The sequence below is a fragment of the Bradyrhizobium sp. T-1 genome (assembly GCF_053592855.1).
This window is the reverse complement of the sequence record NZ_CM132115.1, coordinates 7,060,301-7,074,095: the sequence shown is the minus strand read 5'-3', so window position 1 is coordinate 7,074,095 and position 13,795 is coordinate 7,060,301. Positions and strand designations below refer to the sequence as shown.

14 protein-coding genes and 1 tRNA gene are annotated in these 13,795 nt (G+C 64.5%); 9 read left to right on the top strand and 6 right to left on the bottom strand.

Annotated elements, in window-relative coordinates; all coding sequences use genetic code 11:
* The first annotated feature begins 85 nt into the window (after window positions 1–85).
* A complete protein-coding gene (greA, locus tag ACWAT4_RS33760; protein WP_449729124.1) occupies window positions 86–568 on the top strand; it encodes a transcription elongation factor GreA in 483 nt (160 codons plus the stop codon).
* An 8-nt stretch (window positions 569–576) separates the two neighbouring features.
* Here the strand turns inward: greA and ACWAT4_RS33755 are convergent, their stop codons facing one another.
* Entirely contained in the window at window positions 577–1,620 is a 1,044-nt protein-coding gene (locus tag ACWAT4_RS33755) for an AraC family transcriptional regulator (RefSeq protein WP_449729123.1), read from the bottom strand.
* Window positions 1,621–1,812: 192 nt separating this feature from the next.
* Here ACWAT4_RS33755 and ACWAT4_RS33750 point away from each other — a divergent pair, with 192 nt between their 5' ends.
* Window positions 1,813–2,961: a DUF3047 domain-containing protein gene (locus tag ACWAT4_RS33750; protein WP_449729122.1), complete on the top strand. Its 1,149-nt coding sequence runs from the start codon at window positions 1,813–1,815 to the stop codon at window positions 2,959–2,961.
* A 211-nt stretch (window positions 2,962–3,172) separates the two neighbouring features.
* Window positions 3,173–3,955 carry a class I SAM-dependent methyltransferase gene (locus ACWAT4_RS33745; RefSeq protein WP_449729121.1) on the top strand — a complete coding sequence of 261 codons (783 nt, stop codon included), beginning with the start codon at window positions 3,173–3,175 and terminating at the stop codon, window positions 3,953–3,955.
* 190 nt (window positions 3,956–4,145) lie between these two features.
* Here the strand turns inward: ACWAT4_RS33745 and rpsU are convergent, their stop codons facing one another.
* Window positions 4,146–4,427, bottom strand: a complete 282-nt coding sequence (gene rpsU / locus ACWAT4_RS33740; RefSeq protein ID WP_212428392.1) for a 30S ribosomal protein S21 — start codon at window positions 4,425–4,427, stop codon at window positions 4,146–4,148.
* Window positions 4,428–4,788: 361 nt separating this feature from the next.
* Here rpsU and ACWAT4_RS33735 point away from each other — a divergent pair, with 361 nt between their 5' ends.
* Complete coding sequence (locus tag ACWAT4_RS33735; protein ID WP_212300035.1) at window positions 4,789–5,091, top strand: hypothetical protein; 303 nt, start codon at window positions 4,789–4,791, stop codon at window positions 5,089–5,091.
* Window positions 5,092–5,263: 172 nt separating this feature from the next.
* Here the strand turns inward: ACWAT4_RS33735 and ACWAT4_RS33730 are convergent.
* The 3 genes from ACWAT4_RS33730 to ACWAT4_RS33720 all read right to left on the bottom strand — a co-directional run bounded on the left by ACWAT4_RS33730 (window position 5,264) and on the right by ACWAT4_RS33720 (window position 7,519).
* Window positions 5,264–5,338 (bottom strand) — tRNA-Val (locus tag ACWAT4_RS33730).
* A gap of 159 nt (window positions 5,339–5,497) precedes the next feature.
* The gene (locus tag ACWAT4_RS33725) at window positions 5,498–6,793 is read right to left on the bottom strand and encodes a coiled-coil domain-containing protein (protein WP_212300034.1); all 1,296 of its coding nucleotides are present in this window, start codon (window positions 6,791–6,793) and stop codon (window positions 5,498–5,500) included.
* A 117-nt stretch (window positions 6,794–6,910) separates the two neighbouring features.
* On the bottom strand, window positions 6,911–7,519 hold the full coding sequence (locus ACWAT4_RS33720) for a DUF1134 domain-containing protein (RefSeq protein ID WP_212427605.1): 609 nt from the start codon (window positions 7,517–7,519) through the stop codon (window positions 6,911–6,913).
* Between the two features lie 142 nt (window positions 7,520–7,661).
* Between ACWAT4_RS33720 and ACWAT4_RS33715 the strand changes: the two genes are divergently transcribed.
* A complete protein-coding gene (locus ACWAT4_RS33715; protein WP_449729120.1) occupies window positions 7,662–8,147 on the top strand; it encodes a YHS domain-containing (seleno)protein in 486 nt (161 codons plus the stop codon).
* On the opposite strand, the gene ACWAT4_RS33710 is transcribed toward ACWAT4_RS33715, so the two are convergent.
* Window positions 8,141–8,968 (bottom strand): 3'(2'),5'-bisphosphate nucleotidase CysQ family protein, encoded by an 828-nt coding sequence (locus ACWAT4_RS33710; protein WP_449729119.1) that lies wholly within the window; start codon window positions 8,966–8,968, stop codon window positions 8,141–8,143. The two genes, ACWAT4_RS33715 and ACWAT4_RS33710, sit on opposite strands and share 7 nt — an antisense overlap.
* 174 nt (window positions 8,969–9,142) lie before the next feature.
* Here ACWAT4_RS33710 and chpT point away from each other — a divergent pair, with 174 nt between their 5' ends.
* The 4 genes from chpT (at window position 9,143) to ACWAT4_RS33690 (ending at window position 13,728) form a co-directional block, all read left to right on the top strand.
* Window positions 9,143–9,796, top strand: coding sequence for a histidine phosphotransferase ChpT (gene chpT, locus ACWAT4_RS33705; protein WP_212300030.1), 654 nt, complete (start codon window positions 9,143–9,145; stop codon window positions 9,794–9,796).
* A gap of 196 nt (window positions 9,797–9,992) precedes the next feature.
* Window positions 9,993–12,800 (top strand): hybrid sensor histidine kinase/response regulator, encoded by a 2,808-nt coding sequence (locus tag ACWAT4_RS33700; RefSeq protein WP_212300029.1) that lies wholly within the window; start codon window positions 9,993–9,995, stop codon window positions 12,798–12,800.
* Between the two features lie 22 nt (window positions 12,801–12,822).
* Window positions 12,823–13,293, top strand: a complete 471-nt coding sequence (locus tag ACWAT4_RS33695; RefSeq protein ID WP_449729118.1) for a chemotaxis protein CheW — start codon at window positions 12,823–12,825, stop codon at window positions 13,291–13,293.
* Between the two features lie 69 nt (window positions 13,294–13,362).
* The gene (locus ACWAT4_RS33690) at window positions 13,363–13,728 is read left to right on the top strand and encodes a response regulator (RefSeq protein WP_007600538.1); all 366 of its coding nucleotides are present in this window, start codon (window positions 13,363–13,365) and stop codon (window positions 13,726–13,728) included.
* Window positions 13,729–13,795 lie beyond the last annotated feature (67 nt).

Sequence of the window (13,795 nt, the reverse complement as noted above, 5' to 3'; positions counted from 1 at the left end):
GCGCCCCCCCGCGCGGTTCACTCCGGTGGATCGCGGTGCGAGTGCGCGGCGATCATTTCCACAACTGTTCGACAGGATATTCGAATTGAGCGTCGCCTTTACCAAAGAAGAGAGCGCCGAGACCGCCTCCGAAACGCTGTTGCCGGATCGCCCGATCTCGTCGCATCCAAACCTCGTGACGGAGACGGGCTTGCAGGCGCTGCAGAGGCAGCTCCAGGACGCGCGCGAGGCCTATGAAGCCGCGCAAGCCATCGACGACGTCAACGAAAAGCGAAGGCAGTCGGCGGCTCCCTTGCGCGACGTCCGCTACTTCGCCGAAAGGCTGCGCACCGCGCAACTCGTCGCCAATCCGGCGTCGCATGAGACGGTCGCCTTTGGCAGCACCGTGACGTTCAGCCGGGCCGACGGCCGCGTGCAGACCTACCGTATCGTCGGCGAGGACGAAGCCGATCCGAAGGCCGGGTCGATCTCGTTCGTATCACCGGTCGCGAAGTCGCTGATGGGAAAAGCCGTGGGCGAAGTCGTAGGGGCGGGCGCGCAGGAGATTGAGCTCGTCGAGATCGCTTAGGAACGCAGTCAGGAACTTGAAGGGTGGGTGTCCGGCTGCGCGCGCGCTTCCAGGAGACGCCGCCAATGGGTGGGGGGAACGCCGCTCCAGCGTTCGAAGGCCCGGCTGAAATGAGAGGGGTCGTCATAGCCGAGCATGGCTGCGATTTCGCTGATCGAGCGCTCGGTCTGAGATAGCAGTCTCACCGCCCGTCGCTGCAGCGCGTTTCGCAGCAGGTCGCTGTAGCTCAGGCCGGCTTCGCTGAGCCGGCGCTGCAGCGTTCGTCTCGCGAGTCCCGATCGGGCTGCCATGTGCGCGAGAGACGGACGACGATCGAGCAGCTCCAGTTCGATCAGCACGGAGAGACGACCCGGCAGGTCGTCCGGATCCGGCAGGTCAAAAATGCGTCCAAGTTCGCTCGCGGCCAGCCCATCGTCTTGCCCGAGATTTGGATTGACTGACCTCAGCAACCGTCGATCGAACACGATCGCGCTGGCGGCGTTGCCGATGGCCGTGTCGGTGCCCATCAACTCGCCGGCCTGACATCGCAGCCGGCTTGGAAGGCCGCCCAGGATGATTCTGTCAGGCAGACACCACGCGCCGGTAAAATGCCTGACGACGGCGATCATGTACCAGATCGCGAGCATCTCGTTCTGCAGGCGCCCGTCGCGCGCCGGGTCGGATACTTCGTACGACCAGTGAATTTCGTTGCCGTAGCGGCGGACCACCAGCTGCGTGGCATTCTGCAGCATGTGCGGCAGGCTGGTTCCAGCGCGTTGGATCGCCTCGAGTAGGGTTGGCGCCTGCGCGACCCATCGGCCGAAAACGCCGAGGCCGGCCATCGACGCCTGGCGACCGAGGCGCGCTGCAAACACCTCGTCGTGCAATTCCCGCGAGGTCATCATCAACAGCCGGAAATGATCACGGAGTGGCAACAGCGTGTCCGGCGAGTCCAGCAAGGCGAGGGGAAGATCGGCGCGGCGAAACACCCGCTCGATCGATCCTCCGGCCGCCGCTACGACCTCTGCGATCGGGCCGAGCGTGCTCGCGCGCGTGTAACCGGTCTGGTGCATCTGCCCTCATGCGCCAAATTGGCGGCGAGATCGGCGCATCCTGGCGGGCCGAACTCGGCACGGAAACATAGCATGCGAGTCCAGATGGACTACGGCCATACGCCCGCATCGCGGTGGGGCAGGGAGGATTGTATGTGCTTTGCTTGTCTTGGCTTCTCGTCTCCTGCCGGGAAGATTTCCCGGCGTGATGTCATGTTGCGTGCCTCCGCGCTCGGCCTGGCGCTGCCCTTTGCCGGCCCGGCGCTGCGGACAGCGCAAGCGGCGGAGCAGAGCGTTCAGGTCGACATCGTCAGCGGCATCAAGGATCTCATCGCGAAGGCGAGTTCAGCGGAGCTGCTCGCAACCAGGGCTTTCGAGCTCAAGGGCGCCGATCTGCCGTGGACCGATCTCGGGCTCGACGCGGCGCGTGGCCAGCAAGTGACGTTCCTGCTGGGCGGTCGCATGTGGCTGTCGCGCGAGCATGATCTCTGGTTCGGTCCGGGTCTGGTCTTCCACGCACGCACGCGCGGGCTGCGGCCGATGTACAATCCGATGCTGGATACGGGAACCATGCCGGTCTCCCATGACGGACCAATCGAGGTTGCGCGTTCGGCCGCGGAATGGACCAGTGAGGACGGAGTGCTGGGGACGCCGGAAGACATTTACAAGAAGGCGGATGTCGAAATCGCCGGCGTTGCCCTGCTGTGGCGCGGAGATGCGGCCGTCGGCATCAAGAGCCTGCTGGCGCATGGCGATGTCGGCGGTCTGCTCAAGTCCGAGCTCGCGCGTCTTGAGCGTGGAGCTAAGCTGCCGGCGGGGTGGTCGAACCTGCTCGGTTTCGGTGGTGGGCAGGAAGTCTTCAATCAGGCCGCCGACGGCGAGATCGTCTGCGATACCACGGGCCATGTCAGTATCATCGAGCGGCCACTGCCGGTTCCGTTGACCTCTCGTCCGCGTCTCGCATGGCGCTGGAAGATCGATCAACTGCCATCGGTCGTCGCGGAAGACCAGGCTGCGACGCATGACTATCTTTCGATCGGCGTGAAGTTCGAAGATGGGCAGGATCTGACCTATATCTGGAGCGAGCACTTGCCCGAGGGCAAGGTCTTCCGATGTCCGCTGCCCGCCTGGACAGCGATCGAGACGCATATGATCGTTCGTTCCGGCAAGGCGGGTCTCGGAACCTGGCAAGCGCATGAACGCGACATCGCGGCAGACTACGCCGCCCATATCGGCGGACCGGCGAAGGCGATCTCGAAAATCTGGCTGCTGGCGGTCGCACCGTTCCAGCGCCGCCACGGCGCGTGTCGCTACGCCGATATCACGGTCACCACCAGTGACAACGCAGTGCATAGAGTTTGAGCAAGACGCACTCACGGGTGCGTGCCGATCTGTCGCGTCTGTGGGCGGTTTCGCCGGCGAGGGCCTTCGGGAACTCGAGACTCTTGCAATCGCCCGGCGAGGTCAGCTCGTCGGGTCATTTTGCCGTCAAGCAAACACCTTAAGTTGTCCCAAATTCGCAACGATCCTAGCACTCGGTTGTGCGGGGCTCTCAGTGAATTGAGGTTCGATAATGTCGTTAAGCAAAGCCTTGAATGAGCGACTCACGGAACTGAAATTTCATCCGACCGTCCTCGCGGTCCGACAGGTCAAGAAGCGTCTGGCCGACAGCGGACCTGCACTGCGCCTCAAATTCAATACGCAAAGGCGCGACGAGATCATCGGCGAGTACAAGCGCGCATCGAGCGTGCAGGACGTGATCGATTTCACCAAGCACCACATGGGCACAGGCTCCTGTCAGATCGAGACGGAGATTTCATCGGCGCTCGATTACATCGCCGCCTCCGCTCCGAAGCTCGTGGTTGAAATCGGAACGCTGAACGGCGGCACCTCGCTCCTGTTCGGGCGATTTCTGCCGACGATGGAGACGATGATCTGCATCGATCTGCACGTGAAGAACAAGGAAATGCTGAAGCTGCTCGCCACGCCGAAGCAGCAATGGACCTTCTTCGACATGCCGTCCTACGCGGATGATACCGTCAAGCGGGTCGAGAAGTTTCTGAACGGCAGGTTGATCGACACCTTGTTCATCGACGGCGATCATCGCTACGAAGGCGTCAAGCAGGATTTTCTCTGCTACCGGCACTTCGTTCGCGAGGGCGGGATCATCCTGTTCCACGACATCTGCGAGTCCAGCGGCAACACCAGCGCCTGGGCCGGCGGCGTTCCGCAGCTATGGCGCGAATTGTCGCCGCACTACGAGCACAAGGAATTCATCCAGAACCGCAGCCAGGAAGGCTTTGGCATCGGCGCGCTGAAATACACCAAGGCGGCAAACCCGTTTCCATCGGCGTGAGTTCAGCCCGGCGCGAAGCCGTGAGGGCGCGCAGCAGACCGACGGCGCCTGCCACAGGCGCCGTTGGTCAGAGAGGGCAGTCCGTGGCAGCTGGTCCCTGATCGTCTCGCTGATGCGCTTCCAGTCACAATCAGCGCGGACCTTGCATTCGCGCGCCATTTTCTTGAGCTCGTGTTGCGCGGTATCGATTTCAGGCCGTAGGGACCCGGGCCTTGACCTCGGGCAAAGGCGGTTTGCGCTCGAAGGGCTTCTTTTTCGGCGGTGCGGGCAGCAATCCTTCCCGGATCGCCTGCTTTCGAGCGAGCTTACGGGCTCGGCGAATGGCTTCGGATTTCTCGCGAGTCTTCCTTTCGGAGGGCTTTTCGTAGGAGCGTCGCTGCTTCATCTCCCGGAAGACGCCTTCACGCTGCATCTTCTTCTTGAGAACACGAAGCGCCTGCTCGACATTGTTGTCTCTGACGACGACCTGCATTGATCCTCCTCGCTTGGGGCTGCAAATGCGACACGTCCTGCAGGCAGCCAATTGCGCAGGAGCTTGATTGCGAGTTTTCAGGATAGTAGCAGCGACATTCGTCGCCAGCGCCGGACCAGCCTATCCGCTTGTCACATGCGATGCGGTCTGGTGCGGTCACGTGACCACTCTCGTGCGGACAAGTCAATTGATAAAGACCTTGCCTGCATCTCGACGGATCCCGCAGGAACACTCGATCCCAGCACCGGAGTCGACCGGTTGGAGCAAATCGGCGCCCATCCTTGCAGAATGACGAACGGCCGCTTGGCCCGCTCGATCCCAGGATTGAGCGGGTTCTGCCGTCTGCACAAGGGAGTGAAGCATGAGTGCCAAGACACCGGCACACCGCAGTCAAGAAGCGTTCGAGAAAAGCGGCGCGATAGCCGTCTTCAGCGTCGCGATCTCCCAATGCGCTCCTCAAAATTGCCTGATGGCATACGGGTGGCTCGGGGAGGAGCGCAAACTGTGCGAACGGGATCGAGCCGTGCCGCTCCTCGCGAATGGCCGGAAGGTCACGCTCACCAGTGAGGATACGGTTTCAATCGCCCGGTGCGAGTCGTCGGCAGCGCGGTCCTCTTCCGGGATGCTGCCATTCTGCCGGTGTTTTGCCCGACGCGTCAACTGAAATTCGGAAAATTCGCAATCCCTTGATCCGGCTGGCGTCGGCTACTGTGCATGGGGTTGTTTCGACACTTCTGACGGAGACGCCCCAGTCCGTCTGCGCTCTTCGAGCTACGCCGGACACGCTTCGTCATTATCGGGCGTGGCTGCGCCACGCGAAGCCTTTTGGCGAAGCGTGGTGGGCGCACAAGGGATCGAACCTTGGACCTCTCCCGTGTGAAGGGAACGCTCTCCCGCTGAGCTATGCGCCCGGGACCATCACGCAGACGGCCGGACTTTTCGGCCGGCCGGCGCATCGGAGCCCGCGATTTAGAAGTGCGGGCTAGACGTGTCAAGTTTTCAGGCGGCTTCCGGCCGGAAAACCTTGCGTCAGTCACTCAAATTGGCGGCGAGGTCGGATTTTGGACGATTTACGCGCCCTGTTGGCGGGCGCGGGAGGCGTGGGCCTGCAGCGCGCGGATGCGCTCGGCGAGCGTTCCGCCACCCTCGGGCAGGGCGGCTGCGGCGCCATTGGTTGCGACGCCATTGGCCGGGCGCGCGGCCTGCTTCGGCGGCTGGCCGGCCTCGGCCGCCAGCAGCGCCTCGATCGGCGAGTTCGGGCCCTCGAGCTGCATCGCGAGCTTTGCCACCTCGGCGGCGATGTCGTTGATGCGCTCGCGCAACAGCGCGTTCTCCATGCGCTCGGTCGCCCAGGAGCTCTCCGCCTGCTGCTGGATCGCATTGATGTCGCGCTGGAGCTTTGCGCGCTCGTCGCGGGCGGTGCGCAGCTGCTCTTCCAGCGCGGCCTTTTCCGCGCGCATCGTCTCCAGCGCCGCCGACGATTTGCCGCCGCTCAAGGCCGCGATCTCGACGCGCAGCTCCTTGATGGTGCGCTCGGAGCCTTCATTGGTCTGGCGGAGCTGGTTGTTCTCGTAGTCGCGCTCGGCCAGCAGCTTGCCTTGCGTGGCGAGGCGGCCTTCGAGGTCGGCGACGCGGCCGGACAGCATCTCGGCTTCCTTCACCTGCACGATCAGCTGGCGGTCGAGCTCGGTGACGCGCTGGCTGAGATTCTCGACGCGGCCGCGTGCATCGCCGAGCTCGCGCGAGGCGACTTCCGAGTCCGAACGCTCCTGCGCCAGGCGGGCCTGCGTGGCAGTGAATTCTTTCTCGGCATCGCCGACGCGGTTCTTCAATTCCTCGATCTGCGCGCGCACCGCGACCAGCTCGACCTGGCGGGTCTCCGCCATCATCGAACGGTCGGACAGTTCCGAATTGATCTTGGCGAGTTCGCCCTGCTTGTTGCTCAGCGCGATCTCGGCCTCGCGTAAGGCTTCGGTCTTGGCGTTGAATTCCTCTTCGGTGGCGCGGAGCTGCTCCTTCACCGCCTTCTCGCGCGCCTCCAGCGCGAAGATCGTGGCGTTCTTCTCGCCGAGCTCGATCTTCATCCGGTTGATGGCGTCGCTCTTCTTGCCGAGTTCGGCGAGCTGGCTCGTGGTCTTGTTCTTGAGTTGGTCGACGCTCATCTCCAGCCGGCGCGCCGACATGGCGAATTCGGCACGGAGCTGGTCCTTGTCGGCCTGGATCTCCGCCATCGACAGCGGGGTCGCCGCCTCGAGCCGGCGCGTGGTCAAGCGGACCGCGCGGTTGTGCACCAGCGGCACGATCGCAAGCCCGCACAGCATCGACAGCAGGAAACCGATCGCAAGGTACATGATCGGTTCGACCATGGGCGAGAACTCCGGGAGCTAAGGAAAAATTTACCAACGACAATGCATGCGGGGCCGGCAAAAAGCCAGCCCCCGCTTGTCGTTAACGTTGATCCGTAGTGGACCGGAAGAGACTGCCTAGAATGGGTTCCAGGTCGCCCGCGGCGTGAACTTGAGGTAGCCGATATTGGCGCCCAGCCGCAGCCCGAGGCCGGAGCGGATCGGCACCAGCACGATGTTGTTGGCGGTGAGCGCGGTCATGCCGAAGCCGCCAATGATGTAGGCCGAACCGTCGAGGCCGGCGAAGCGCTGATAGATCGCGTTGGTGGCGGGCAGGTTATAGACCAGCGTCATGGTGCGCGCGCCGTCGCCGCCCCAGTCGAAGCCGAGCGACGGGCCCTGCCAATAGACGCGCAGGTCGCCGGCGTTCTTGGTGTAGAGCGTGCCTTCGCCGTAGCGCAGGCCGGCGACGAAGGCGCCCGAGCCTTCCTCGCCCAGGATGTAGCCGTTCGGCAGACCCCATTGGCTGACCGCCTTCTCGATGATCGAGGCGAGCCCGCGCGAGACGTTGCCGAAGAAGCGGTGGCCGGCGTTGACGAGCTCGTCCGGTCCGTAGGTGTTGGGGGTCGGGGTCCGCTGCGGCGGCGGCAGGTCCGGCGGCGGCGCGGCCGTCTGGGCCGAGACCGGCATGATCCAGCCGGCCAGCGCTACGAGCGCCACAGCGGCAAGGCGTGATGCGAAAGTCATAAAAGAAACCCCTGGTATCGATTCCGGTCCGCTTCCCTTAACCTGACGCCAACAGGCACGGTCCTAGGTTGCACCGGATGTCCCCTCGACTCGGATGTTATCCGCAGCAACTATGACGGCACAACGGCAGGAAGATAGCCCTTTGCGCCCCGGAATTGCCTTGATCGGCCGTCTGGTCTGCCTGTTGGCAGGCATTTGGCTCGGCTGCTCGGGGTTGCCGGCAGACGCGGTGACCACCGAGCGGGTCGTCGTCAATCGCTTCTCGGGCGTCGCCATCGAGGGCTTCGACCCCGTGGCCTATTTCGTCGATGGCGGGGCCGAGCAGGGGACGGCGGAGTTCGAGGCCAACCTCTGGGGCGCGGTCTGGCGCTTCCGGAACGAGGGCAACCGTGCCTCCTTCCTGGCCCATCCCGAGATCTACGGGCCGCAGTTCGGCGGTTATGACCCCGCCGACATTGCGCGCGGCGTGATCATTGCCGGCAATCCCCGCTTCTTCGTGATCTCCGCGCAGCGGCTCTATCTGTTCAGCCGGGAAGCCAACCGCGACGCCTTCGCCGCCGATCCCGAACGCTTCCTGTATGAAGTCGGCAAGCGCTGGCCGGCGCTCCAGGGCAAGCTCAGTCAGTAGGGCGTTACCGCCTCCGGGTCGCCCCAGGCGATGAACGCTGGAATGATGAAGCGGGTGTCGCCGCGCTCGCCGAACCGGATCTCGCCGCCCTTGCCGTCGGTCACCTTGCCGCCGGCGGCCGTCACCACGGCGCAGCCCGCCCCGACATCCCATTCCGAGGTGGGCCCGAAGCGCGGATAGATGTCGGCACTGCCCTCTGCGATCCGGCCGAATTTCACCGCCGAGCCGCAGGTCTTTCGGACCGCGTTGGGCCGGCCGTCGATGAACGCCTCGCTTGTCGGGTCGCCATGCGAGCGGCTCACCGCCGCAACCCAGGGCTCGCCGTGTCCGGGCAGCTTGCGGGTCCGGATCGGCGCGGCAGCGCCGATGGTCGTGCCGTCAAACGTCACGCGCTCGGCGCCGCGGCCGACGATACCGCGCCAGAGCAGCCCGAGCGCGGGTGCGCTGACGATGCCGAGCAGCGGCACGCCCTCGGTCACGAGCGCGAGGTTGACGGTGAACTCGTCGCGGCCGGCGACGAACTCCTTGGTTCCGTCGAGCGGATCGATCAGGAAGAAGCTGCCGCGAAACGGCGGCGCGGCGAGATGGGTCCGCTCTTCCGAGAGTGTCGGCACATCGTTCGCAAGCTTGGCCAGCCCCTCCGCAATGATCCGGTCGGCCGCGAGGTCGGCCTCGGTCACCGGCGAGCCGTCCTGCTTGCCGTCGACCCGCATCGCGCCACGATTGACGCCAAGGATTGCCTCGCCCGCCTGCACCACCAGTGCGGTCAGGGGCTCCATCAGCCGGGATGCGGCCTCGCCATCGATGATCCTCACCTGCATGCCTCATTCATTGGCAAGTCTGGCCTCTCTTCGCTTGATTCGCCTGCGCCCTTTATGGCCGGTTCGAACCTATGGCAAGCTAGCTGCCATAGGCTGGCGAATGTTAGAACCCGCAGCATCCGTCAAGCATGCGTGATTCGCCGCGTCCGCGCCGTGCAATTCCAGGAACCCTTTATGTCTGACGCTCCGTCACCCGGTACCGCTTCCGCTCCCGATATGCTCGAACTCGCGGCACTGCTGTGCTCGCGGGTCTGTCATGATCTCATCAGCCCGGTCGGCGCTATCGTCAATGGGCTCGAAGTGCTCGATGACGACCCCAAGCCCGAGGATCGCGAATTCGCGCTCGACCTGATCCGCAAGAGCGCGAAGACGGCCTCCGCCCGCCTACAGTTCTGCCGCCTCGCCTTCGGCGCGGCCGGCTCCTCCGGCGCACAGATCGATCTCGGCGATGCCCAGACCATGGCGCGCGGCCACATCGAGGACGGCAAGTGCTCGATCACGTGGAATCTGCCGCGGCTGCTGCTGCCGAAGAATCGCGTCAAGCTGCTGCTCAATATGCTGGTGGTGTCCCAGCACACCATCCCGCGCGGCGGCATGCTCACGATCGATCCGATCGGCGAGGGCGAGACGATGAGCTTCCGCATCACCGCGACCGGACATAATGCACGCCTGCCGCAGAACATCTCCGAGCTTCTGAGCGGCGAACGCGGACCGGCCGCGGATGCGCACGCGATCCAGCCTTATTATACACGGCTGTTGGCGCAGGCCTGCGGTCTGACCGTGACGCTCAAGCCGGAAGGCGAAGCCATCATCATTACCGCTTCGTAAACGCGCCCATCGCTCTTGGACGTTAATCGAATCTTTATAAGGCGCTTCGGTTTGTCCGGAGCGCCTTATCTCTTTGTTGGTTCCGTTCTTTTGCACATACTCAACCAATATTAAACGCTTTGCGGTGAAGCTGGCCCCATTCTGAATAGGCGCATCACAAGTCGTGCGCGCCCTCCCTGTATGAAGGCCTGTTTTCATGGATGATCTGTTGCGGGAGTTTCTGACGGAGACCAGCGAGAGCCTGGACACCGTGGACAATCAGCTGGTGAAGTTCGAGCAGGAGCCGAACAACGCCAAGATCCTGGATAACATCTTCCGCCTGGTCCACACCATCAAGGGTACGTGCGGCTTCCTCGGCCTGCCGCGGCTTGAAGCGCTGGCACATGCCGGCGAGACGCTGATGGGCAAATTCCGCGACGGCATGCCGGTGACCGGCCAGGCCGTGACGGTGATCCTGTCCTCGATCGACCGCATCAAGGAGATCCTCGCAGGACTGGAGGCGACCGAAGCCGAGCCCGAGGGCAACGACCGCGATCTCATCGACAAGCTGGAAGCGATGGTCGAGCAGGGCATGGCGGCTATGTCCGGCTCGGCGGAGCCGATGCCGGCCGCAGGCGCTGCTGCTCCCGTTGCCGACGCGCCGCCGCTGGTGCCGGAAGCCCCGGCTGCGGCTCCTGCCAAAGAGATGACCACGGGCACGCTGATCGACCAGACCCTGGAGCGCCCGTTGCGTCCGGGCGAAGTCTCGCTCGACGAGCTCGAGCGCGCCTTCCGAGAGACCGCGATCGAGGCGCCGGCCCCCGCGCCGGTAGCCAAGGCCGAAGTGAAGGCCGACGTGAAGGCCGAGCCCGCGCCGGCTGCTGAAGCGCCGAAGGACACCAAGGCGCCCAAGGCCGCGCCGAAGAAGTCGATGGCCGACGAGGGCGCCTCCGAGGGCGACCGCATCGCCAACCAGTCGATCCGCGTCAACGTGGATACGCTGGAGCATTTGATGACCATGGTCTCCGAGCTGGTGCTGACCCGCAACCAGCTCTTGGAGATCTCCCGCCGCAACGAGGACACCGAGTTCAAGGTGCCGTTGCAGCGCCTCTCCAACGTCACCGCCGAGCTGCAGGAAGGCGTCATGAAGACGCGCATGCAGCCGATCGGCAATGCCTGGCAGAAGCTGCCCCGCATCGTCCGCGACCTCTCGAGCGAACTCGGCAAGCAGATCGAGCTGGAGATGCACGGCGCCGACACCGAGCTCGACCGCCAGGTGCTCGATCTGATCAAGGACCCGCTCACCCACATGGTGCGCAACTCCGCCGATCATGGCCTGGAGACCCCGGCCGAGCGGCTTGCGTCCGGCAAGGGCGAGCAGGGCACCATTCGTCTGTCCGCCTATCACGAGGGCGGCCACATCATCATCTGCATCGCCGACAACGGCCGCGGCCTCAACACCGAGAAGATCAAGGCCAAGGCGCTCTCCTCCGGTCTCGTCACCGAGGCCGAGCTGGAGAAGATGTCGGAAGCCCAGATCCACAAGTTCATCTTCGCGCCCGGCTTCTCGACCGCGGCCGCCATCACCTCGGTGTCGGGGCGCGGCGTCGGCATGGACGTGGTGCGCACCAATATCGACCAGATCGGCGGCACCATCGATATCAAGTCGGTGGCCGGTGAAGGCTCTTCCGTCACCATCAAGATCCCGCTGACGCTCGCGATCGTCTCGGCGCTGATCGTCGAAGCCGCCGGCGACCGCTTTGCGATCCCGCAGCTCTCGGTGGTCGAGCTGGTGCGGGCCCGCGCCAACTCGGAGCACCGCATCGAGCGGATCAAGGACACCGCGGTGCTGCGGCTGCGCAACAAGCTGCTGCCGCTGATCCATCTGAAGAAGCTGCTCAAGATCGACGACGGCGCGGCCTCCGATCCCGAGAACGGCTTCATCGTGGTGACGCAGGTCGGCAGCCAGACCTTTGGTATCGTGGTCGACGGCGTCTTCCATACGGAAGAGATCGTCGTGAAGCCGATGTCGACCAAGCTGCGTCACATCGACATGTTCTCCGGCAACACCATTCTGGGCGATGGCGCGGTGATCATGATCATCGACCCCAACGGCATTGCCAAGGCGCTCGGCGCCGCCGGCTCCTCGGCCCATGACATGGCCGATGACAATGGCGCGCACCACATCGGAAGCGGCGAGCAGACCACCTCGCTCTTGGTGTTCCGCGCCGGCTCGTCCCAGCCGAAGGCGGTCCCGCTCGGGCTCGTCACCCGCCTGGAAGAGCTCCCCGCCGACAAGATCGAGTTCTCGAACGGCCGCTACATGGTGCAGTACCGCGAGCAGCTGATGCCGCTGGTCTCCATGGACGGCGTCACCATCGCCTCGCAAGGCGCCCAGCCGATCCTGGTGTTTGCCGATGACGGCCGCTCCATGGGCCTCGTCGTCGACGAGATCATCGACATCGTCGAGGAACGGCTCAACATCGAGGTCGGCGGCTCGGCTAGCGGCATTCTGGGCTCGGCCGTGATCAAGGGCCAGGCCACCGAGGTGATCGACGTCGGCCACTTCCTGCCGATGGCGTTCTCCGACTGGTTCACCCGCAAGGAGATGAAGCCGTCGATGCACTCGCAGTCGGTGCTGCTGGTCGACGACTCGGCGTTCTTCCGCAACATGCTGGCGCCGGTGCTGAAGGCGGCCGGCTATCGCGTCCGTACCGCGCCGACTGCGCAGGAGGGCCTGGCGGCGCTCCGCGCGCAGAGCTTCGACGTGGTCCTGACCGACATCGAGATGCCCGACATGAACGGGTTCGAGTTCGCGGAAGTGATCCGCTCCGACAGCAATCTGGGCGCGATGCCGATCATCGGCCTCTCGGCGCTGGTGTCGCCGGCGGCGATCGAGCGCGGCCGCCAGGCCGGCTTCCATGACTATGTCGCCAAGTTCGACCGTCCCGGTCTGATCGCGGCGCTGAAGGAGCAGACCGCAGGTGCGGCCGGCGCCTCCGAGCTGAGCCGCGCGGCAGCCTGAGCGGGACCTGAGGAGACACGAGATGAGCAAGAAGACGCAGTCCACCGAAGGCGCCATGGTCGAATACGTCACCGCGATGATCGGCGGCCAGCTGTTCGGCCTGCCGATCTCCCGCGTCCAGGACGTGTTCATGCCCGAGCGCGTCACCCGCGTGCCGCTGGCCTCGCGCGAGATCGCAGGCGTCTTGAACCTGCGCGGCCGCATCGTCACCGTGGTCGACATGCGCGCCCGGCTCGGCCTGCCCAAGCCTGAGGACGGCAAGACGGCGATGGCGGTCGGCGTCGATTTGCGCGGTGAATCCTATGGCCTGCTGATCGACCAGATCGGCGAGGTGCTGCGCCTGGCCGAGGACAGCAAGGAAGAGAACCCCGTCAACCTCGACCCCCGCATGGCCAAGCTCGCCGGCGGCGTCCACCGCCTCGACGGCCAGCTCATGGTCGTCCTCGACGTCGATCGCGTCCTCGAGCTCGCGCCCGAGATGATGGCGGCTTGATACGGCGGCATTGCCGCCGGATTCGCAATTGGAAGTGCCCCGTACAGGGGATAGGAAGCAGAGGTTCACATGCGGACTTGTCTCGTCGTTGATGATTCCAGCGTCATCCGAAAGGTTGCGCGCCGGATCCTGGAAGGCCTCGACTTCCAGATTCTCGAAGCCGAGGACGGTGAGAAGGCGCTGGAGGCCTGCAAGCGCGGACTGCCCGACGCCGTGCTGCTCGACTGGAACATGCCGGTCATGGATGGCTACGAGTTCCTGGGCCATCTGCGTCGCATGCCCGGCGGCGATCAGCCCAAGGTGGTGTTCTGCACCACCGAGAACGACGTCGCGCATATCGCGCGGGCGCTGCACGCCGGCGCCAACGAGTACATCATGAAGCCGTTCGACAAGGACATCGTGACGGCGAAATTCCAGGAAGTCGGCCTTATCTGAGCGAACGCCCGGAGGCTGAACGGATCCTTCGGCGATTGGTGTCAACTGAACCGTTTCAGTCTGAGTT

Excerpts from the sequence above, each read along its gene's own strand:
- ACWAT4_RS33755 (WP_449729123.1), bottom strand. The coding sequence starts at position 1,620 with ATGCACCAGACCGGTTACACGCGCGCGAGCACGCTCGGCCCGATCGCA.
- ACWAT4_RS33750 (WP_449729122.1), top strand. The coding sequence starts at position 1,813 with ATGTTGCGTGCCTCCGCGCTCGGCCTGGCGCTGCCCTTTGCCGGCCCG.
- ACWAT4_RS33745 (WP_449729121.1), top strand. The coding sequence starts at position 3,173 with ATGTCGTTAAGCAAAGCCTTGAATGAGCGACTCACGGAACTGAAATTT.
- rpsU (WP_212428392.1), bottom strand. The coding sequence starts at position 4,427 with ATGCAGGTCGTCGTCAGAGACAACAATGTCGAGCAGGCGCTTCGTGTT.
- ACWAT4_RS33735 (WP_212300035.1), top strand. The coding sequence starts at position 4,789 with ATGAGTGCCAAGACACCGGCACACCGCAGTCAAGAAGCGTTCGAGAAA.
- ACWAT4_RS33725 (WP_212300034.1), bottom strand. The coding sequence starts at position 6,793 with ATGGTCGAACCGATCATGTACCTTGCGATCGGTTTCCTGCTGTCGATG.
- ACWAT4_RS33720 (WP_212427605.1), bottom strand. The coding sequence starts at position 7,519 with ATGACTTTCGCATCACGCCTTGCCGCTGTGGCGCTCGTAGCGCTGGCC.
- ACWAT4_RS33710 (WP_449729119.1), bottom strand. The coding sequence starts at position 8,968 with ATGCAGGTGAGGATCATCGATGGCGAGGCCGCATCCCGGCTGATGGAG.
- chpT (WP_212300030.1), top strand. The coding sequence starts at position 9,143 with ATGTCTGACGCTCCGTCACCCGGTACCGCTTCCGCTCCCGATATGCTC.
- ACWAT4_RS33700 (WP_212300029.1), top strand. The coding sequence starts at position 9,993 with ATGGATGATCTGTTGCGGGAGTTTCTGACGGAGACCAGCGAGAGCCTG.
- ACWAT4_RS33695 (WP_449729118.1), top strand. The coding sequence starts at position 12,823 with ATGAGCAAGAAGACGCAGTCCACCGAAGGCGCCATGGTCGAATACGTC.
- ACWAT4_RS33690 (WP_007600538.1), top strand. The coding sequence starts at position 13,363 with ATGCGGACTTGTCTCGTCGTTGATGATTCCAGCGTCATCCGAAAGGTT.